This window comes from Rhodanobacter sp. MP7CTX1 (assembly GCF_014205795.1).
Taxonomy (GTDB): Bacteria; Pseudomonadota; Gammaproteobacteria; order Xanthomonadales; family Rhodanobacteraceae; genus Rhodanobacter.
In genome coordinates this window covers 82598-103473 of record NZ_JACHCN010000016.1, presented here as the reverse complement: position 1 = coordinate 103473, position 20876 = coordinate 82598, and the positions used below count along the sequence as shown (strand labels likewise).

19 protein-coding genes are annotated in these 20876 nt (G+C 59.4%); 11 read left to right on the top strand and 8 right to left on the bottom strand.

What is annotated here, in order from left to right; all coding sequences use genetic code 11:
- Positions 1-262: 262 nt before the first annotated feature.
- A complete protein-coding gene (locus tag HDE77_RS20600; RefSeq protein WP_255482781.1) occupies positions 263-397 on the bottom strand; it encodes a hypothetical protein in 135 nt (44 codons plus the stop codon).
- A gap of 114 nt (positions 398-511) precedes the next feature.
- On the opposite strand from HDE77_RS20600, the gene HDE77_RS17110 reads away from it, so the two are divergent.
- The 3 genes from HDE77_RS17110 to HDE77_RS17100 are packed head-to-tail and all read left to right on the top strand — an operon-like array spanning position 512 to position 2195.
- Positions 512-757, top strand: a complete 246-nt coding sequence (locus HDE77_RS17110) for an SDR family NAD(P)-dependent oxidoreductase (RefSeq protein ID WP_184419127.1) — start codon at positions 512-514, stop codon at positions 755-757.
- On the top strand, positions 757-1233 hold the full coding sequence (locus HDE77_RS17105; RefSeq protein WP_221444331.1) for a RidA family protein: 477 nt from the start codon (positions 757-759) through the stop codon (positions 1231-1233). Before HDE77_RS17110 ends, HDE77_RS17105 begins: the two co-directional genes overlap by 1 nt.
- 38 nt (positions 1234-1271) lie before the next feature.
- Complete coding sequence (locus tag HDE77_RS17100; protein WP_184419125.1) at positions 1272-2195, top strand: LysR family transcriptional regulator; 924 nt, start codon at positions 1272-1274, stop codon at positions 2193-2195.
- Here the strand turns inward: HDE77_RS17100 and HDE77_RS17095 are convergent.
- A complete protein-coding gene (locus HDE77_RS17095; protein ID WP_184419124.1) occupies positions 2123-3646 on the bottom strand; it encodes an MFS transporter in 1524 nt (507 codons plus the stop codon). The two genes, HDE77_RS17100 and HDE77_RS17095, sit on opposite strands and share 73 nt — an antisense overlap.
- Positions 3647-4110: 464 nt before the next feature.
- Positions 4111-4818 (bottom strand): SDR family oxidoreductase, encoded by a 708-nt coding sequence (locus HDE77_RS17090; RefSeq protein WP_184419123.1) that lies wholly within the window; start codon positions 4816-4818, stop codon positions 4111-4113.
- Positions 4819-5770: 952 nt separating this feature from the next.
- Between HDE77_RS17090 and HDE77_RS17085 the strand changes: the two genes are divergently transcribed.
- Together HDE77_RS17085 and HDE77_RS17080 are read left to right on the top strand one after the other, a co-directional pair.
- Entirely contained in the window at positions 5771-9055 is a 3285-nt protein-coding gene (locus HDE77_RS17085; protein ID WP_184419122.1) for a protease pro-enzyme activation domain-containing protein, read from the top strand.
- 732 nt (positions 9056-9787) lie between these two features.
- Positions 9788-10672: a LysR family transcriptional regulator gene (locus HDE77_RS17080; RefSeq protein ID WP_184419121.1), complete on the top strand. Its 885-nt coding sequence runs from the start codon at positions 9788-9790 to the stop codon at positions 10670-10672.
- Between the two features lie 108 nt (positions 10673-10780).
- Here the strand turns inward: HDE77_RS17080 and HDE77_RS17075 are convergent, their stop codons facing one another.
- Positions 10781-11083, bottom strand: coding sequence for an antibiotic biosynthesis monooxygenase (locus HDE77_RS17075; protein ID WP_184419120.1), 303 nt, complete (start codon positions 11081-11083; stop codon positions 10781-10783).
- Between the two features lie 244 nt (positions 11084-11327).
- On the opposite strand from HDE77_RS17075, the gene HDE77_RS17070 reads away from it, so the two are divergent.
- The gene (locus HDE77_RS17070) at positions 11328-12077 is read left to right on the top strand and encodes a glucose 1-dehydrogenase (RefSeq protein ID WP_184419119.1); all 750 of its coding nucleotides are present in this window, start codon (positions 11328-11330) and stop codon (positions 12075-12077) included.
- A gap of 246 nt (positions 12078-12323) precedes the next feature.
- On the opposite strand, the gene HDE77_RS17065 is transcribed toward HDE77_RS17070, so the two are convergent.
- The 4 genes from HDE77_RS17065 to HDE77_RS17050 all read right to left on the bottom strand — a co-directional run bounded on the left by HDE77_RS17065 (position 12324) and on the right by HDE77_RS17050 (position 16694).
- Positions 12324-12725, bottom strand: a complete 402-nt coding sequence (locus tag HDE77_RS17065) for a cupin domain-containing protein (RefSeq protein WP_184419118.1) — start codon at positions 12723-12725, stop codon at positions 12324-12326.
- Positions 12726-12793: 68 nt separating this feature from the next.
- Positions 12794-14137, bottom strand: coding sequence for a c-type cytochrome (locus HDE77_RS17060; protein WP_184419117.1), 1344 nt, complete (start codon positions 14135-14137; stop codon positions 12794-12796).
- A gap of 5 nt (positions 14138-14142) precedes the next feature.
- Complete coding sequence (locus HDE77_RS17055) at positions 14143-15912, bottom strand: GMC family oxidoreductase (protein WP_184419116.1); 1770 nt, start codon at positions 15910-15912, stop codon at positions 14143-14145.
- Between the two features lie 2 nt (positions 15913-15914).
- Positions 15915-16694 (bottom strand): gluconate 2-dehydrogenase subunit 3 family protein, encoded by a 780-nt coding sequence (locus tag HDE77_RS17050; RefSeq protein WP_184419115.1) that lies wholly within the window; start codon positions 16692-16694, stop codon positions 15915-15917.
- A 252-nt stretch (positions 16695-16946) separates the two neighbouring features.
- On the opposite strand from HDE77_RS17050, the gene HDE77_RS17045 reads away from it, so the two are divergent.
- The 5 genes from HDE77_RS17045 (at position 16947) to HDE77_RS17025 (ending at position 20757) form a co-directional block, all read left to right on the top strand.
- Positions 16947-17108 (top strand): hypothetical protein, encoded by a 162-nt coding sequence (locus HDE77_RS17045; RefSeq protein WP_184419114.1) that lies wholly within the window; start codon positions 16947-16949, stop codon positions 17106-17108.
- A gap of 611 nt (positions 17109-17719) precedes the next feature.
- Positions 17720-18031 carry a carboxymuconolactone decarboxylase family protein gene (locus HDE77_RS17040; protein WP_255482780.1) on the top strand — a complete coding sequence of 104 codons (312 nt, stop codon included), beginning with the start codon at positions 17720-17722 and terminating at the stop codon, positions 18029-18031.
- A gap of 188 nt (positions 18032-18219) precedes the next feature.
- Positions 18220-18897 (top strand): VOC family protein, encoded by a 678-nt coding sequence (locus tag HDE77_RS17035; RefSeq protein WP_184419113.1) that lies wholly within the window; start codon positions 18220-18222, stop codon positions 18895-18897.
- Positions 18898-19109: 212 nt separating this feature from the next.
- Positions 19110-19787: a VOC family protein gene (locus HDE77_RS17030; protein ID WP_184419112.1), complete on the top strand. Its 678-nt coding sequence runs from the start codon at positions 19110-19112 to the stop codon at positions 19785-19787.
- A gap of 127 nt (positions 19788-19914) precedes the next feature.
- Positions 19915-20757, top strand: a complete 843-nt coding sequence (locus HDE77_RS17025) for an enoyl-CoA hydratase/isomerase family protein (RefSeq protein WP_184419111.1) — start codon at positions 19915-19917, stop codon at positions 20755-20757.
- Positions 20758-20876: the final 119 nt, after the last annotated feature.

Here is a 20876-nt window from a genome sequence, read left to right as displayed (position 1 = left end):
CCGTCGGCACAGCCACATCGGCGGTGTCAGCCCCGAAGCCTTTGAACAGGCTTCCTTGTGAGGGTCCGATGTGTCTAGGGATCGGGGTAAGTCCAGTCAGAGGACATGTACAGACATTGGCTTCATTCGTCGCAGGCCGATCTGAGACTCACCCATTCTTGTAGGCAACCCGATCGTGCGAAGGCGCAGGTGCTACTCAAACGCTTTTCCTCGCCGGTTGGCGGACGTTTCAGATTCGCAGTGCGGTGCCAACCACAGCTTCTCAGGTATGGCCTTCCAGCAAGCTGACCCAAGGTCTGACTGTGGACACCAACATCCCCAGCGGATGCTCTGCGCGGCTGAAGCTGCAAAGTTGCGCCACCCTCACGAAGACCGCGATATCGTTGAGATTGAGCATGTCGATAATTTCCGATGGCCGGGGAAGAGATTCCACATTGTCCCGTCCAATCAAGCGATGGTCGCCGGCTCAGACTTCGCCTCCAGATCCTTACCCCCTTCACTGGAGAACCCTATGAAAACGCAATCCACCGGCACCTTCATCGGCAAGCCGTTCGTCGACTTTCCCATTGAGGACTACCGCAAGCTGCAGTCGATCAATGTGGACGGCTTCCTGTTCGTGACCCTGCGCGTGGTGCGCCAGATGCTGACCCAGGGCACGGGCGGCAGCATCGTCAGCATTACATCGCCGCGGACCAACCGCCCGATCGCCGGTGAAACGGTGCGCGTGGACGGCGGCGGCCATCTGGGGAAATGGTGATGAGCGCCGACAGCGTAGCGAGCGCGGAACAAAGGCTCGCCGAGTTGGGCATCGTTCTCCCTCCACCGCCTTCACCCTTTGGCTCGTACGTGGAGGCGGTGCGTAGCGGTAATCTTGTGTACTTCAGCGGCATGGTGCCGGTGTGGGGACACGAGCCGATCGTTCGCGGACGCATTGGCGAGGACCTGACCACCGAGCAAGGTAAACTGGCGACTGAGCAAGCGATGCTCAGCGGCTTGGCTGCCGCTCGTGAATTCCTTGGCTCGCTCGATCACGTCACCAGAATAATCAAGCTAACCGTCTACATGGCGACCACGCAGGGCTTTGCCGATCACCCGAAAGTGGCTGACGGCGCGACGGATTTACTCCTCAAGCTATTCGGCAAGGAGAAGCTACCCGTCCGCATCGTGCTAGGTGTTGCCAGCATGCCGCTGGGCATGCCCGTGATCGTTGAATTCGTGCTGGAAGTGGCCTAATCCAAACGTCGCGCGCGAGAAGATGCTAAAAGGCAGCCATGCACGTCCAAGCCCTACGTTATTTTCTGATGGTCTCAACGACGGGCAGTTTTCTCGCCACTGCCCGGCACTTTGAGGTCCCAGCTTCGTCGGTGTCGCGGTTCATTGCATCTCTGGAAAAGGAACTGGGACAGCAGCTCTTTTATAGAAGCACGCGTGCCGTCAGGCTCACCGAGCAGGGGGAGCTCTACTATGCGCAGGTGCGCGAGGCTATCGAGCTTCTGGATGACGCTGCAGATCAGCTCGCCCTTAGGGCCGGCGGTATCCGGGGACTGGTCAGGATCAACGCGCCAGAAGCGCTTGGCAGGCTCCATATCGCCAACCTGGTCAACAAGCTGCTAGCCCAATATCCTGACCTGTCGGTAGAACTCACTCTCACAAATGCTTTTATCGATCCGGTGCAAGAGGGTGCGGATATCACCATCCGCGTGGGGCGATTGATAGATTCGGGGCTGATAGGTAAGGTCGTGAGCGCTCATCGATACTTGCTTGCTGCAAGCCCTGAATACCTGGCTTTGCACGGCACCCCGCAAACTCCGGAAGACCTCTTGAGGCACAGTTGCCTCGTCTATAAGGGACCGCAAGAATCGCAAAGGTGGAATTTCAGACACTCTTCCAAAGAGAAATTTGAGCCGGTGAATGTGAGTGGCCCATTGCGAAGCAACAACTCTGAGGTATTGGTGTCCGCCGCTTTGGCAGGACGCGGAATCGTGCTGTTCCCAACCTGGCTGTTCGATCCCACAAGCTTTAAAGATCGGAAGCTTGTGAGCTTGCTGACCGACTGGGATATCTCCGCATACGCTGACGAGCTATACATTCAAATTCTCTCGCCTGAGAACAGACTGCGGTCTCAAAGGGTGCGCGAGGTATCTGCTTTCCTTGTCGATGCGATCGGATCACCCCCGTACTGGGACGATGTGTAACTCTTGACTGCAATGTCCTTTCGACCAGCGTCGGGGGAACGTTTGGCGCGATTGTGCCCCGGCGCCGTCGTGCCGGCGCGGCTCCAGAACGCAATGGCAACAGCCACCAGCAGGAGCGCGGCCGAGATCAGCAATGCGCTCCGCACGCCGCCCATGACGGCCGCGCCGGTGCCGCTCGCCACGACGGCGCCGAAGATGGCGACGCCGGTTGCGCCGCCCACCTGGCGCGCCGTGTTCAGCACGGCCGACGCCGTCCCTGCCTGGTGCCGCTCGACGCTGGACAAAATCGATGTCGTCATGGCCGGCACCGCGAAGCCCATGCCGATCGGGATCAGCGCCAGGCCCGGCAGCATGTCGAGGAAGGTCGCATGGTCCGAGATGCCGAAGATGCCGAGCAACGCGTAGCCAGAGCAACCGATTAGGCCACCACCCACCATGAGCGCGCGCAGTCCGGTGCGCGCCGAAAGGCGACCGACAGCAATGTTGGAAAAGAAGGCCATCCCGGTCAGCGGCAGGAAAGTCAGGCCGGTCTCGATCACCGTATAGCCGCGCACTTTTTGCAGGTAGAAGCTGAGCACGAAGATCACGCCGTAATAGGTGAAATTGGCTAGCACGCCAAACAGCACGGCGCCCGAAAAACTCATGCTGTGGAACAGGGTCAGCGGCAGCATCGGCGCCCGCACACGACTCTCGACCATCAGAAAGGCGACACCGGCGACGAAGGCCAGCACAAGTCCGCCTTGCACCACCCGGCTGGAAAAGCCCAGTGCATGCACCTCAATCACCGCGGCAATAAAGCTGATCAGCGCGAGCACCGACAACAGCTGGCCCGGCAGGTCGAAGTGGCGCGACGACTCCTTCGTCACCGTGCGCGGCACGACGTAATACGTCAGCGCGAAGCCGATCACGCAGATCGGTACATTGACCCAGAAAATGCTGCGCCAGCTTGTCGTCGACAGCAGGAGGCCGCCGATCAGCGGGCCAGCCGCAATCGATACGCCGCCGGCCGCCGTCCACCAGCCGATCGCTTTGGCCAGCATGTTTTTGTCGTGGGCATAGGTGGCATTGAGGATGGCCAGCGAACTGGGCACGAGCAGCGCCGCGCCCACCCCCTGCACGGCTCGCGCCACGTTCAGCGCCATCGCCGACGGCGCCAGCGCGCAGGCGATGGAGGCCAGCGTAAACAGGGCGAAGCCGCTCAGGAACACGCGCCGAGAGCCGAATTTATCGCCAACCACGCCGGCCGACAGCAGGAAGGTCGCGAAGCCCAGCGTGTAGGCATCAATCACCCACTGCAGGGTGCTGACCTGGGCGCCAAGTTCTGCGCCCATCCTGGGCAGCGCGACGTTGACGATGGTGACATCCAGCTGGACGATGATGAAGGCGAAGCTGGTGGCTAACAGCACAGCCAGTGACGCCCGCTGCGCCGCCGGGTTTGATGTTGTGTGCATATGGTTTCCTGTAGACGCGCTGAAAAACGCCGGCCTGAATCGCCTGGCGTTGTCCTGCTATCGCAGCGGAACGACCTGATGGGACGTCATTGACGATGGCGATATATTTTTCGGCGTTTCAGGGATGGCCGGCTGCGACTGTTTGACGTCGAATGCCATCCGTCCGGCGGCCGGAAAAGTCAGCGAGATGACGGCGCCACCGCGATATCCGGGAGGCTGTCATCACGCCGGCCATTCGTACCCGCAAGCGCGCCTTCTTCATTGAGCAGCACCACCCTATTGAACTCGCCGTACGGGGGCGTGGTGATAGCGGCTGCGGAAGCTGACTTCTTGCGGGAGGGGATCAGACGCGTGGAAAGCTAGTCTTTTTCATCGGTGAATTGCGTATCGCGCATATCATTTCGCCCTTGCAGGAAGCAATGCAGAGCCCTTCGCGACGCCGCGAACGGCTCCGTCGGCGTCGCTTACCGTCCGGCGCTCTGGCCGCCATCGACGTGCAGGATTTCTCCCGTGATGAACTCTGCCGAATCCAGGAACACGATGGCGCTGGCGACTTCGCTCGCTTCGCCCATGCGGCCCAGCGGATGGAAGCCGCCCAGCATGTCGTGATATTCCACAGGATGCATTGGCGTCTTGGTAACGCCCGGTGCGACGGCGTTCACGCGGATGCCCTGCTTGGCGTATTCAATCGCCAGCGTCCTGGTAGCTGCGTTCAAGCCACCCTTGGTCATCGCCGCCAGTGTCATGTGCGCGCCGCTGATACCGTTGCTGATGCTGCCGGTGACAGTTACCACGTGGCCGCTCGCATGCTTTTCCATTTCGGCGATGGCGAGTTTGGTGATGTAAAAGAAGCCGGCCATATTCACGTTCATGACGGCGTTGTAGTCTTCAGTGGTGTTTTCGGTGAAAGGCTTGCCGATGAAGATGCCGGCGTTGTTCACCAGCGTGTCGATCCGGCCAAATCGCGCGACACCTTCGGAGATGACACGCTGGGCGGTTGCCGGATCACCGATATCACCAGCTACCGTCAGGATGTTCGGATCGTCCGACGGCTTGATCGTGCGCGAGGTCGCGACAACGCGGTAGTCGAGCTTTCGAAACGCCTTCACGACTTCAGCGCCAATGCCTTGCGACGCGCCGGTAACGACGACAACCTTTTGTGATGTGCTCATGCTTTACTCCAAAAAAAGAATAGTTGTTTGGCCTTGACGCCGATCGGACCGACAGCTCCGCGGCGTCCATCACCGTAGAAACGAGAACCCCCCTGCGCAGGCAGGCCGTTGAGCCAGCACAACGAGCCAATTCGTCAGAGGAGCGTTCACCGATCTGCAGCACCGAATTCGATATCGGCCGGATTCATTCTGGTCGCCAGGTTGTCTGGCCCGCTCATCGCAAAACGCGGTAGCGGGTGGACAGGAACTCGATGGCGTGCACGATAGTCGGATCTGATCGCTTCAACAATTAGTCGATGGCGCAATTCACTTTTGTCGAAAGAGCATTTTTGCTCGGATTTGCCATGCGCTCCGCTTGCAGGCATCGCGCCTTGCTATAGAACTCACCGCGAAGCAATCCGGACAACGTACTCGTCCTCACGTGGTTGGGTGCGTTGTTGAGCGAAAATGTTGCCGCGCATAGCTAAGGAGCGGCGTAGCACCCTTCGTGTGGACCGCAGATAGCTCATTGAACTGCCGGTGATCATCGCAGTTCATTCCCAAGCACTGCTCACACTAGAAAGCTTGGTGAGCGACTCGGAATCATCGTGATCGAGTCTTCTTCGGCGCTCTTTTCCTGATCGGCGTCGCACTGGAATTTCTCCGCATAGACATCTGGAAGGCTACGGACTTGGACGACCGCTCCACGCGGTGTCTTGAACAGGCGATCTGGTTTCCATGCGCGATCGCATGGAAAGATTTGGTGAGCGACAAGGAAGGATTTGGTGAGCATGAGGTAAGTTTTGGTTTGTGAGAAAAAAGGCTCCTCGCTGTAGCGTATGGCGGCCCGGGCGCCAAAGAGGGGGTGTCCGCGCAAGACGTCACGGGAAGGCCTAGGCCAGAAGAAACGGGGGCGCAAAGCATCCCGCTCGGCCTTGGGTGGCGTCTCTCATTTTCCCTCAGGGAATATCTGATGCTTATTGAAAGACGGTATCGGCCATGGTGCGTAGCGCTGGCCATGACGCTCGGGGGCGTCGTGTCACCGGTGGGGTCGGCGGCGACACCACAAGCAACAAATGCTTATCCGGATTATCAGCCGGACAGTCCGCGAATCCACGACGCGATCGACAACGGCAAACTGGCGACCGTGCAGGGTAGTCGACCGGTATTGGCAGTAGCCAAATACGACACGGGGCCGCTGCCTTCCACGCAGCTGATCCGCAACGTCACGCTGCTGCTGAAGCGAAGCGATGACAAGCAGAAGGATGCAGACGCCTACTCGGCCCAGCTGACCAATCCGAGCTCACCCTATTTCCATCATTGGCTGACGCCCACGCAGATCGGTCAGATGTTCGGACCCGCGCAGTCGGATATCGACAAGGTGACGCAATGGATCAAGTCACAGGGCTTGACCGTCAATTCGGTATCGCCGACGGGAATGACCATTCACTTCTCCGGCACCGCCGGAGCCCTTGGCAAGGCATTCAATACCAGCTTGCATAGCTACTCGGTCAACGGCGAGCAGCATTTCGCCAACGCCGGAGCGGAGCAGATTCCGGCTGCATTGCAGCCGCTAGTGCAGAATGCGGCTCCTTTGCACAACTTCTTTCCGAAGCCGCTTTATCGCAATGTCGGACTGGTGAAGAAAGACAAGAAGAGCGGGCAATGGCAGACCGCAACCAAGGATGCATCAGCACCAAACTTCACCGTGCCGCCTGGAACGAATTCCGGTACGGCGTATGACGTGGCACCGGCTGACTTCAATACGATCTACAACGTCAATCCGCTCTGGCAACAGGGCACGCAGATTCGCGGTGCAGGACAGACGGTGGTCGTGCTTGAGCAGTCGGACGTGCTGCCGTCGGACATCCAGGCTTTCCGCCAGGCATTCCTGCCAGCCAACGCCACCGGCACGGTGAGCTATATCCAGCCACTCCTTTATCCGGCAGACACCAGTTGCCCCGATCCGGGCGCGGTTTATCCGGACGAAGGCGAGGCAGCGCTGGATGCCGAATGGGCCGGCGCGGCTGCACCGGATGCCAACATCGTGGTCGCATCGTGCAGCGATCAGGGGGGAGCCACTTTTGGCCCGTTCCAGGCGGCAGAAAATATCACCCTTGGCTCGGATAGCCGCTTCGCGGTGATGCCGGGAATCCTGAGCCTGAGCTACGGTGAGTGTGAACCGGACGGCTTTGTGGATGGCATGGCCGGTCTCGCCGGCTTCCTCTGGCAAACAGCCTCGATGGAGGGCGTAACGGTATTCGTTTCGTCCGGCGACGCGGGTGCGGTGGCGTGCGATCAAGGCGCGGAGGTGTCCTTCCAGGGTTCAACTGTGAACGGCCTGGGTTCTACGCCGTACAACGTTGCTGTGGGTGGTACCGATTTCGATGATCGGGGAGAGGCGAACAAGTACTGGACCTCAACCAACCTGTCCTTGAATTCCTCTGCCGTCAGCTACGTGCCGGAGATGACCTGGAACGACTCGTGCGCGAGCAGCGTGATCTATCCCTTGCTCAATTTCGACAGCGCCGTTGAGTCCTGTAACAACCTTAGCCCGGCTGAGCAGCAGGCATTCTTGAATACCGCTGGCGGTGGCGGCGGCGCCAGCACGAACTGGTTCCAGCAGCCATGGCAAACAGGCGTGTACGGTAGTAGCAACTACAACTTCCGCACCCTGCCCGATGTGTCGTTGTTCGCTGCCAATGGGCTGTTCGGTCACGCGCTGGTGTATTGCATGTCCGATCCGAACGTCGGTGGCACGCCCTGCGACTACAGCAATCCTGACGACGTGTATTACAACAGCGCAGGCGGCACGTCGTTCGCCGCACCTGCAATGGCGGGCGTGCAGGCGTTGATCAACCAGGCTGTGGGGAACGACGGAAGTAAATATCTTCTGCCTGGTAGCGGCAACATCCTGCCTGCGTTCTACTCTCTTGCAGCCAAGGAATATGGCACCAATGGCTCGCCCAACACGGCGATGCTGGCCGCGTGCAATTCCTCCAACGGTGCCGCGATCAACAGCCGTTGCGTGTTCAACGACATCACCGTAGGCGACATCGCCGAACCCTGCCTGGCTGGTTCCAGGGAATGCTATTCAGGCGCGCAGGTGGAGAAGTTCGGCATTTCCTACGCCGGTAGCCTGACCCCGCCGGCACCCGCCTGGATGACCAATGCTGGCTATGACAATGCTACCGGTCTGGGTAGCGTCAACGTGACGAACCTGGTGCAAGCGGTCGCCAAGTTCTACCGGCCATTCCAGCGCGGCTATGTGGCTCCGTACGACTTCATGTCCTCCTCCAATGGCGTCGGCGATGGATTCAGCGATATCGCGTTGGTGGATCCGGCGAAGGGCACCTTCACCTCGCTGGGCATGAAGGGCTCGGTGGTTGTGCAGACAGCGACTCAATCGATTGCCGCCGGGTACGGTATCGGTGCCATCGGCAATATTCTTGGTGGCAATGGTGCTGGCCAGTTGGCGTGGACCGGGCCGGACAATCACCTGTATCTGTGGGACGGCGATGGCACCGGTAACTATTTCCCGATGTCGATCGGCAGTTCCTATGGCGCCGGATGGAAATTGATCGGCGCGGGTACGCCCGATGGCAGCAAGCAATCGCAACTGTTCTGGTTCAACGCGACAACGCACCAGTTCGGCTGGTGGAAGGTCGCCTACAGTTGGACAACGTTCCAATATGAAGCCACCATCTCGCCGATCACCACCGTGGCCGCGGGTTTTATTCCGACCCTGGCCGATGTGAACGGCGATGGTTACGCCGATATCGTGTGGACCAGCACGACCGACAACAGCGTCTATGTGTGGATCAACGACCAGCAGGGCGGTTTTGTCACTCACCGTATTGCCGATCATCCGGCTGGTTTCGTGTTGTTTGGTGCGGGTGATGTGGACGGCGACGGTAATACCGATCTGATCTGGACCAACCCAGCTGGCAATCAGATGGCGTGGTGGCAGATGAACGGTTTCGCCGTGCAGTCGCAGCAAACTCTCAACGTCGCTCCGGGCTATGCCATGGCGAGCATTGCCGACTATGACGGCGATGGCCTGGCCGACATCCTGTGGGTGGGTACGGCCGGCGACGTCTACCAGTGGCAAAGCAATGGCAGCGGCTTCCAGTCGTTCAGGGTCGCCGACGCCGCGGGCAATCCGTTGGTCATCCCGGCGGGCACGCAGGTGCAGGCGAGCCGTCTGCAAGGCTCGGCGGCTGGTGGTCAGAACACCAGCATTGGCTCGAGCCACTGATCCTGGTTCAGTGACACGCTTGAAGGGTGGCCGGGGAACCGGCCACTTTTCATTTTGAGGATGGCGAGCCGGGCACACGCTTGTTGCGGCGGCGTACTCATGGACAGCCGTGAACGCCAGTACGGGATAGCACCAGTCGCACTTCGCACTACGCGGCATCGCGCCAATCAGCAATTCGCGATCTACACGAATTGGCGTCTTTCAAAGCGCATGACGCAGCCGTTCGCCGGTCAGGTTTCTCCACGACGGACTATTGGCAACCTGTGGCGAAGACCATCGTCTCCGCATTTGGACTAGAGGCTCTACAGAGCTGATACACGAAGACGTCTACGGAAATTTCGTTGCTGATGTCATCGAGCTCCGAGGGGGCTCAAGGGTGAGCTGCGGATACGATGGTGAGTCGCGATGGAGGTAAGACGGCGACTAATTGCGAGCTCACCGTTACTCTATCTGCTCGAAGGCAAGATGGCTGAAATGCTCCATCGGCCCGTCCAGCACATACTTTGGTTGTCAAATCAGAAATGCACCCAACGAGCATGATCGCCTAAGCTTTTGTTCTAGTTAGCCGCGTACATACTCTGCTACCCAAAAGTCAGCAAAGTACGTACACAAGACGTCTCCACTACACATACTTTGGTTTCCAAAAGTGCACATACATGGGTGTCCGAGGGTATCGGAATCAGCGCCAGGGCCTACTTGCCGCCACCGCTCGGTCTAAGACACACTCCGCGAATGAACGACAAGCTGCTGGCGCTCCGACTTTTCGTGCGCGTTGCCCGCACGGGAAGCTTCTCTGCTGCGGCGCGAGAACTTGATCTTTCACAGCCGTCAGTATCGCGGATCATCGCGGCTTTGGAGGAAGACGTTGGCGCGGCCTTGGTTACCCGCACGACGCGGGCTGTCACGCTGACTGACGTCGGCAACGACTACCTCATCCGTGTCGAAGCGATCCTGTCGTCGCTTGAGGAAGCCGATCACACTGCTCGTGGATCGCGGGAACTGCGCGGGTCATTACGTGTGGCCATGCCTGCAAGCTTTGGCGTGCGCGAAATCATCCCCTTGATGCCAGGCTTCCTTGCGCATCATCCGGAACTAAACGTCAGCTTGTTGATGAGCGATCAACGGCAAGACACCATCAAAGAAGGTGTCGATGTCGCACTACGACTCGGCGAATTGGCCGACTCGAGCGCCACCGCGCGAGTGATCGGGCGGACGCAGCGGTTGATCGCGGCGTCCCCGACTTATCTGACGTCGAGGGGTACGCCCCAGACGCCCGCAGACTTGGCTGCTCACGCGGCCATCGTCGGGCCTGCTGGAACGAACGCCGGCACATGGTCGTTTCAGAAGGATGGCCAAAGCGTATCGGTCCGCATCAACTCCCGCCTGACCGTATCCTTCAACGAGGCGGCGGTAGCGGCCGCCGTGGCGGGGATCGGTGTCGTGACCACGTCGCTGTGGGGCTGTCGCGCGGAACTCGCCAGTGGCTCGCTGATTCAGCTACTTCCCGACTGGAAGATGGGCGAGATCGAAGTCCACGGCATGTTCACTCCAGGCCGACGACCGAAGCCCTCGGCACGCGCGCTGGTCGAGTATCTGATCGCGGAACTTCGTCGCTAGGCTTCGAGCTTGCGCGGTGCAGCTGTGGCGTCACGATCGAAGCATGCTGCGCATGCGTGCAATCGTCGGTTCGATGCCCGCATCGGCGCGGACCGCCGCCAAAGTCTGTTAGCCAGGCAATTTCGTCGCTAGCAGATCGACCTTCTCAATGGTCGGCGGGGTGCTGAGCAAGGCAGCGGCGTTGGCCATCAATGCAGCCGCGATGGGGCCGCGCAGGTGAGCTTGACGACCCTCCTCGTCTGCAAAGGCGTCGAAAATGCCAAATGTCGAAGGGCCGAACTGCAACGCAAACCAAGCGACGGTACCCAACTCGGCATTGGCGAGCGGCAGTGCGCTGGCGAGGAAGTCGGCGAGGGCAGCCTCCTGGCCGGGCTTGGCTTCGAGACGGACGAACAAGGCAAATTTGGTCATGGAATGCTACTCCTGAAATGAAGGTCACGGCTCTGCGAATCCGTGGTGATAGGGCTTGCTCAGATAGCGACGATCTTCCTTTTCTCGACGGCCCACTATTGGACATGTTCGCCCATTTTGAGCGTGGGGAGCCATCCATTTGACGAATAAGTCTTAGTTGTCGACGCACCTACTCGCGTGTCCATCGATCGACGACAGTGCATCCAGACGCCAACGTGGCGCCGTCACTGCAGGACACAAAATCATGACTACACTTACCGGCAAGGTCGCCGTCGTCACCGGCGCCTCCAAAGGCATCGGTGCCGGCATCGCCAAGCTTTTCGCCCAGTCCGGCGCCTCGGTCGTCGTGAACTACTCGACCAGCAAGGAAGCGGCGAATGCCCTGGTCGCCGAGATCAAGAGTTCCGGCGGCAAGGCTATAGCCATCCGGGCCGACTTCTCGAAGACCGCCGATATCCAGCGACTGTTCGAAGAGTCGAAACGCGCCTTTGGCACGCTCGACATCCTGGTGAACAATGCGGGCGTCTACGCCTTTGGACCCTTGCAGGACTCCACGGAGGAGGAATTCCATCGTGAGTTCAGCACGAACGTCCTCGGCGTCATTACTGCAACGCAAGAGGCGGCGAAATACTTCGGCCCGAACGGCGGCAGCATCATCAACATTAGTTCCATCGCCAGCATCGGCTACATGCCCAACTCGGTGATCTACGCTGCGTCCAAGAGCGCTGTGGACTCCGTCACGCGCGTGACCTCGGTCGAACTCGCGCCGAAGAAGATTCGCGTCAATAGCATCGCGCCCGGAGCCACGATCACCGAAGGCATCGCGGCTCTGGGTTGGCCGCAAGAGGCCGTCGAAGCCGTGGTCGCCACGATCCCGTTCGGTCGCCCGGGCCAGCCAGAAGACATCGCTCGCGTAGCGCTGTTCCTGGCCTCCGACGATTCGGCCTGGGTGACCGGCGAACGGATCACGGCTTCTGGTGGCCAGCGGGCCTGATCGGCCTTCCGTCCCAGCGATTGCGATAGGTAATCGTTGGGACGCGTCCGTTTGCCGTGATGTGACGGCGGGCGCAGTGGCCGACTGCCTCGATCGCGCAGCCAAGCATTGCGCGGAGACGGGCCCCAAAGCCGGACGAATTCGGTGGGCGCCCTTATCCGAGGCACACATGGGGCTGGTCAAGCCGGCTTGCTACCAAGTAATTGAGTCACGCGCGCGTTGCGTCGATGATTGTCATCACCTGAATCACTTAACCGGTTCGGCGAGAGGCTTTCCTTTTTCGACGATATACGTCGAGACTTCCGACGCGTTATCACTTCCAACATTCTTAACGTTGTGGACCACTCCCTTCGGAATGAAGAGAGAATCGCCGGCCTTGAGCATCGCGGGGGGACTGCCTTCGAGACGATACTCGAGCGAGCCATGAAGAACGTAGACAACCTCTTCGCCGGGGTGCTTGTGATTGGGAACGATCATTCCTGGATCGATGTCGATGCGCACTTCGACAGCCTCCCAGCCAGGGACACTCATATCGTGCCGCTGCAGCTCAGTGCGATGGACTCCTGGCTGCTGCGCCAGCGCCAGTTGAAGCACCAGGGTGCTCGCAAGTGCCAATGCTACACGGGCGATGACTCGAGTCGTTTTCATGGCAGATCCTTAATACGCTACGCCTCGGCAAGCGACGCTCTTTTCCTCGCTCACCAACAACTCAGCAGTTAGTGATCGCCAGAATTGTCGGTGAGATGAAGCTCATCCAATTGCAACTTGCCACGCAGTTTTGCGACGTCCGCGGCTCCTACCGGAGAGGCCCGATTGCCCCAATTATTTCGAATGTAGGTGCTGACGTCTGCCACTTGCTGGTCAGTAAGCTTCCACGCAAAGCTCGGCATGGTCAGAGGAGAAGGACGAGTTGGCGATGGACCCACGCGCACCCCGGCTAAAATGATATGCAGCACCCCGGTGGCATCGTTTTGTTGGGTGACGGCGTTATTCCCCAGTGGTGGGAAGAGCGTTGGTTGACCCACGGCGTTCTCGAGATGACAAGCCGTGCATGCATCGGAGAAAATGGCCCCGCCGCGCTTCATCGATGCTGGATCCGGGGCTGTCACGTCAACATCGGCACTAGCAGGCAAGCTTTTCAGATATAACGCAATCGCATGCCGATCTTCGTCGGTAATCAACGACGTCGAATAAGTAACGACATCACCCATAGGGCCGCCTGCCGCTGCGCGAGCATTTCGTCCCGTACGCAAGTACTCGGCAATGTCGTCGATGGTCCAACGTCCCAAACCCGTCCGCTGATTGCCCGTCAGGTCAGGCGAGACAAAGTTGTCCAGCAGGCCGCCCTGGAACGCCTTACCCTGCTTGTCCGCACCCAAAAGATTGCGTGGCGTGTGACATTGACTGCAGTGCCCAGGCCCCATGACAAGCACTTGGCCACGAAGCCATTCGGCAGTGGCGCCTTGCGGCGTTTGCATCTTTGGCTGTTGCGGCAACGACAGCAGGTTCCACACCGATACGGCAGCCCGCACGTTCATCGGGAAAACCATTTTATTGTCGGGCGGTTGATAATTGACGGGTGGCGTCGTCTTCAAATACGCAAGTAGGGCGTCGTCGTCCTGATGGCTAAGGTTGCGAAACCACGGATACGGAAACGCGGGATACAGATGCTGATCATGACCACCGATGCCATCGTGCATGGCACGATAGAACTGATCGGGCGTCCAATTGCCGATGCCTTGGTGAGGGTCTGAAGAAATATTCGAGGTGTAGATCACCCCGAACGGCGTATTCAGTCCCAGGCCGCCGGCGAACGGCTCGCCGTCAGCGCGCAAGTGGCATGACAGACAATCGCCAACCCTGGCCAGATATTGCCCTTCGCGAAGCTGCGCCGCATTTGGACCATCGGCGATGGGCTTCAGCAATATCCTTGCCGCCGCCACCGATGTTACGGGTCCGGCAGGTAACGCGGCGACGCGGCTCAGACCCCAGGCTGAATAAGCGCCCACAAAAAGACCGAGAACAATCAGCACCCCTACGACACGAAGTAGCATGCGCATGGCATTTACGCCTGTACCAATGGACCGGGACTTTTAAGATATTGCTGAATGATTGCCTGCGCCGAGTGATACGCCAACGCGGCCACGGTGCCGGTGGGGTTATAGCCGGCGTTCTGGGGAAAGGCGCCGGCACCCATCGAGAATACGTTGGGCACGTCCCAGCTTTGCAGGTACTTGTTGACCACGCTGTTGGTGGGGTTATCGCCCATGATCGCTCCCCCCGTGTTATGCGTGGTTTGGTATGGCACCACGTTCCATGAGCCGGTACGCCGATTGAGTTTGATCTCCCGGGGATTCATCGCTTTCGCGATCTCAGCAGCGCGATCGGTCAGGTAATCGGACATCTTGTGTTCGTTGTCCGTAAAGTCGAACGTCATCCGCAGCATCGCGCGGCCATGAATATCGCGGTACGTGGGATCCAGGTCGAGATAATTCCCGCGATGGCTCATGCACGAGCCATGGACGCTCAAGCTAAACGATCGGAGATAGTTCTTGGCCGCCGCATGCTTCCATGCCAAGCCCCATGCAGGCGTCCCTTGAGGCGTATAGATCATTTCGATGGGACGACCGCCAGTAACCATGCCAGCGATGTAGGCGCCACCAATGAAACCGAGCCCCGAGTGATCAAAATTGTCGCCGTTGAAATCGTCGACAACGGTGGCAAGTGCACCGGCGCCAATGAACGGGTTGATCAGCTTGTCATCGAAGAAAACATTCACCGATGACATCGTCTGATACGCGTAATTCTTCCCCACTACACCCAAACCGGTCTGCGGGTTATACGGCGTGCCAATGCCCGAAAGCAGCAAGAGACGCACGTTTTGCAGAATGTAGGATGACAGGATCACCAGCGACGCTGGCTGAAAGAATTCTTCACCGGCGCTGTTGACGTAGCTGACTCCTGTAGCCTGTTTGCGGCCGGGTGATAACTCAACCTTCAGCACTTCGCTTTCCGTGCGCAGCGTGAAATTGCTCTTGGCCATGACATAGGGCAAGACGGTGGTTTGCGGACTGGCCTTGGAGTAGTTGCCGCAACCGAATTTTTCGCAAAAGCCGCAATACGTGCAAGCTCCAATCTGTGCACCGAGATTGTTGACGTAGGGCTGCGACAGATTTCCCGTGGGATGAGGGAACGGATGACGTCCAAGATCGGTTGCGGCTTTACCGAATAATGTCGGACCATACGTTTGCGCCATGGGCGGCGTAGGATATTCCGCTGAGCGTGCACCCTCGAACGGATTGCCCCCGGGTTGAATCTGCCCGTTGAGATTGCCCGCCTTCCCGCTGGTCCCGCACAGTACGTCGAACTGATTGTAGAAAGGTTCGAGATCGTCGTACGTCACACCCCAATCTTGTACCGTGAGATCGTAGTCGGTAACCGATTGCTTTCCGTAGCGTTCTTGGTTGTGGCTCTTGGTCAGAAAATCCGATGGCAGGAATCGCCATATCTGACCGTTCCAGTGCACACCACCGCTGCCAACACCCGTGCCTAGAAGAAATGAGCCAAGGTGCCGCATCGGCAGCGCGGTCTGATTGACGTTGTTGCGGATCGTCAGCGTGTCGTCGGAGACGTTTTGAAAAAGATGATGCCGCCACATGTAGCGCAGCTCATCTTGAGCGAATCCTGTTGCAAAATCCGTTGATGTGTCGCGCCATGGACCGCGCTCCAGAGCAAGGACCTCAAGACCTGCATCGCACAGTTGCTGAGCCAGGATGGCGCCGGTCCAGCCAAATCCAACGATGACGGCATCAACCGGCTTCAAGGTCGTCACCATGCTCAGCTCTCCCCATTCCAGCCTGGACGGCCCTTGAAACTCACTGGCGGAAAAGGCACCGGTTCACCGTGGCGAGTCACCCATTCCCGATAATCGTAGTGCGCACCGGGGAAGCCGATCATTTTCCATGCCGCCATGTCCTTGTTGCCGCCATAAATCGGATCGGAGAAATAACCTTCCTTGGTGTTCTGCAACAACATGGTGAAGAATGTCTTCGCATCGACCCCGTCTTCGAGTTGGAGAGATCCGCTCTCCATGCTCTTCAACAACTTGTCGCGATCGTCGTCGGAAAGCTTCGCAAAGTCGGTGCCATTGAAGTTCGCGCGTGTGTGCTTGTCGATCGCGGCAATCGCCGCGCGATACACTTGAGCCGGCGAAAAACGACTCTGATAACCTTGCTCGGGCGTACCTTTGGGCCACGGTCCGCCCAAGTAATAGTGATCACCGCGACCGAAGGGTCCTGCCAGTTGCCGATCCAGGAAGAAGGGCACATTCGCTTCGAGGGCTCCAGGGCCGACCTCATCGTTTGGAATGAGACGGCTAACCGCGGCCTCAATAAACATGCGCTCGGCGGGGGTGAAAAACTTATAGTCTTCGCCTGAAACGCCCGGCGGCGCATCCGCCTGACCCTCGGTCCAGGGAACGCCTCCCCTAAAACTACGCGGCGGAGCACCCAACTCGCCATCACGGACCGTCGTACCGAGGACCCCAGCTAGGCCGGTGCCTACCACGACAGCGGTGCCGATGAGGAACTGACGCCGACCTGGGACGGGCTTATCCATGGAACCCCTCGCATTGCCGAAAGACATCGGTGGGTGCGGTCTAAGCTTCCCGCGAATTGATAACAACGCGTGAACTGTTGGCGATCCTATGCTCTTCTTTCCGTGGATAAGTAATGAATTCGTGAATGCTGCCGTTGCGCTATGAAGAAGACTTCAAAGGCGATCCTCGTGACACCAACTTTTCCAGGAGTTATTGCAACGTTTGATCGCGAGGGCACTGCTGCGGACTCAGTCGGTCGATGCAGCTGATTGATGAAGCCGTTCGGCTGGTGTTTCGGATCGGGTGCGGCGAAAGGTTTGCCTGCCGAAAGGGAAGCACTTGGCATGGCAGCGCGACAATCAAGGGCATTCTGTCGTTCAAAAGATTTATCGCAAGACGGCTGCGAACTGCGTGCAGCACTCATGAAAGAATGAAAGTCGGATCACGCCGGGCGAGCCCCGTGTCGCACGAGGCTGACTCTGGATGTTCGTAAGTGAGCATTTGGAAAAAATGCCCTCCACAGGTGGTCCGCAGGTCAAGCGCCGCACATACTTTGGCTACCAAGGTGAAGATGATCTGCGCGATCACGACATCCTAAGTTGTTGTTTTGGATATTTGTCTACGAACCTTACGATTTAGCGATTGGAAAAGTGCGTACGTAACGGCCGAGCAATGCACGTACTTTGATTTCCAAAAGCGCACACACTTTGTCACCAGGCGCAGACCTGACGATGTCTTGAAGTTCCTGTTTTACGGATATGCACCACCGATAGCGCCACGAGGATATCAACGAAGGCTCCGATGGCTTTGCCGAGAACAGAGCCCCGATTCCGTAAATTTACTGAGTGTGATCTGGGTAGTAGTTCGGTTGCGTACTCACCACTGCGGGTCCAGGTTTATTGCTCTTTTTTTCGATGCCCAGCTACGACTACTTGGGCAAACTAACCGCCACTAGCTGACACGCCCCCTATCGCGCATGCCTTGGTCACTGATGAGGCGGCTCGGCTGTGCGTAATTCGTCGCGCAAGAGCGCAGGAGGAAGATGATGAGCATGTACGACATGGCGAATATGAAGAAGTTGAAGTCGCTCGGTGCCAAGGCGCCCGACACCTGGAAAAGCTACCTCGCGTTCGACGAGGCGGCGCGCGCTGACGGCGCGATCCCGAAGAAGTACAAGGAGCTGATGGCCGTGGCGGTTGCGCTGACCACGCAATGCCCCTATTGCATCGAAATCCATAAGGGTGAGGCGCTTAAGGCTGGCGCCACCGAAGTGGAGCTTGCCGAAACCGCGTTCGTCGCTGCGGATCTACGCGCAGGCGGGACCATCACCCACGCAACGCACCTGATGTCGGAGTGAGGTCCGGGCGGCCATGGGCGGCCGAGCCATGCCCGCCCTATCGTCACGGTCGGCCCGACATACGGTAGGGCGAGCAGGACTTCGCGCCGCGCCGGTCTCGTTGATGTTCACAGCCCGGTTCCGCTCACCAAGCCTTGTTGTCGTCAATCTCGAAGGCCGCGTTGCGGCCCAGGTAATCGGAGGTTCCCATGAGCAGCGCTGCAGTTGAGACCCCGCATGCGCGGGGCGTGGACATGAAGCTCGAGATCGTCGTCATCCCTGTTTCGGACGTCGATCGCGCCAAGCGCTTTTACGGCGGCCTGGGGTGGAGGCTAGACGCTGATTACCCCTCAGAGGATGGCTACTTCCGCGTGATTCAGTTCACGCCGCCCGGTTCCGGGTGCTCGGTCATCTTCGGCAAGAACGTCACCGCGGCCACCCCCGGATCCGCCCGAGGCCTCTACCTGATCGTCTCCGACGTCGAGGCGGCTCGCAAAGAACTGGTCGGTCGTGGAGTGGAGATCAGCGAAGTGTTCCACGACGCCGCTGGCGTGTACGCCGGCCAGGACGAGCCTTACCTGTTCGGGCGGGTCCGGGTTAGCGGTCCGGATCCCAAACGTAGCAGCTACCGCTCGTTCGCCTCGTTCAACGATCCGGACGGCAATGGCTGGCTGTTCCAGGAGCTCACCCATCGAGCACCCGGCCGCATCGACACGGGTGTCACGACATTCACCTCATTAGAGGATCTCGCGGCTGCGCTGCGGCGAGCGGAAGCAGCGCACGGCGAGCACGAGAAGCGTACCGGCGGCCAGCGTGATGAGAATTGGCCGAACTGGTACGCCGAGTACCTCATAAGCGAGCAGGCGGGTAAGGACCTGCCCTTGTAAGGTGACGGTTCTGATGGTCGTTGTCACCATCAACATGGCTCGCGTCCATGCCCGCTCGCAGAAGGCCCCGTGAATGGGAGCACGAGCAACCAAGCCTGGCTACGCAGCCATGGCCGGCTGCGCCCTCATCGACCATGCCCGGTTCCGCTCAGCAAGCCTTCTTGCCGTCAATCTCAAAGGCCGCGTTGCGGCGCAAGTAATGGGAGGTTCACATGAGCAGCACTGCAGATGAGACCCCGCATGCGCGGGGTGTGGACATGAAACTCGAGCTCGTCGTCATCCCTGTATCCGACGTCGATCGCGCCAAGCGCTTTTACGGTGGCTTGGGGCGGAGGCTGGACGCCGAGTACGCCTCGGATGATGGCTACCTCCGGCGAATCCATTTCACGCCGCCCGGTTCCGGGTGTTCGATCATCTTCGGCAAGAACATCACCACGGCCGCCCCCGGCTCCGCCCAAGGGCTGTACCTCATCGTCTCCGATGTCGAGGCAGCCCGCAAAGACCTGCTCAGTCGCGGAGTGAAAGTCAGTGAAATATTTCACGATGCCGCTGGCGTTTTCGCCGGCCCGGACGAGCACTACCTGTTCGGGCGGGTTCGGGTTAGCGGTCCGGATCCCGAGCGTAACAGCTACCGCTCGTTCGCCTCCTTCAGCGATCCGGACGGCAATGGCTGGCTGTTCCAGGAGGTAACCCAGCGAAGACCCGGGCGCCTGGACCCAGGCGCCACGACATTCGCCTCGTCGAGGGACTTCGTGGCTGCGCTGCGGCGGGCAGCGGCCGCGCACGGCGAGCACGAGAAGCGGACTGGTGGCCAACGCGATGAGAATTGGCCGGACTGGTACGTTGAGTACCTCATAAGCGAGCAGACGGGTAAGGATCTGCCCTTGTGAGGATCGTGGTGGATGCCGACACCATCCTGGGCACAAGCGGCGACGAAGCCATCGCTGCGGAGGTACCCATTGTCCACAGATCACCTTGAACGCAAATCTGGCCCCCACTCGCCTTAGGAGATGCGCCATGCCTGACCTTTCACAGTTCAACATCGACCGCACCTATCCGGGTCGGTGGACGATCACCTTCAGCAACCCGCCGATCAACATGTTTGTTCCCGCAACGATCGACGAATTGGGGGCGCTGATGACCGACCTCGAGGCGGACCCGTCCGTGAAGGTCGTCGTGTTCCAGTCAGCGAATCCCGATTTTTTCGTCGCCCATCTCGACGTGGCCAAGGCAGCTGAACGGCCAGAGGTGCTGGGCGATTGGCGCGATTTTGTACTGCGCCTCTCGTCCACGCCAGTCGCGAGCATCGCCAAGATTCGCGGCCGCACGCGCGGCATCGGTAACGAGTTCGTGCTGGCCTGCGACATGCGCTTCGCCAGCCGGCAAAGCGCCCTGTTCGGCAACCCCGAGGTCGGTGTCGGACTGGTTCCGGGCGGCGGGGCGCTGGAATGGCTCCCGCGCTTGGTCGGCCGCTCGCGGGCAATCGAGATCGTACTCAGCGCCGACGATTTCGATGCTGATATCGCCGAGCGCTATGGCTGGGTGAACCGCACGCTGGACGATGACGACCTCGACTCGTTCGTCGATGCGCTCGGCCGGCGTCTGGCCTCGTTCGACCGTGAGACGTTGGCCGCGGCGAAAGCCCAGATCAATCGGTTCGGGACGCCGACAGCTACCGAGCTTCAGTCGAGCATCGACGCATTCTTCTCAACCCTGGTCTCGCCCGGTGCGCAGGCGCGCCGCATCAAGCTCCGCAGTATGGCGTACGGTGTTCCGGGCGACTTCGAAATGAACTTCGGCCGGTACCTGCCTGAGTTCGGGCGGGCAGACGACGATCACGCGGATACGCCGCCCCACTGATCTGATCGTCGCTGTGGATTTCCGAACTCGGCGAAGATGTCGCCGGAGGTGATCTGACACCCATCAGGCGGCCTCGCACACCGAGTTGTTCAGACCTTCCCCAGGTATGTCGTAATGAG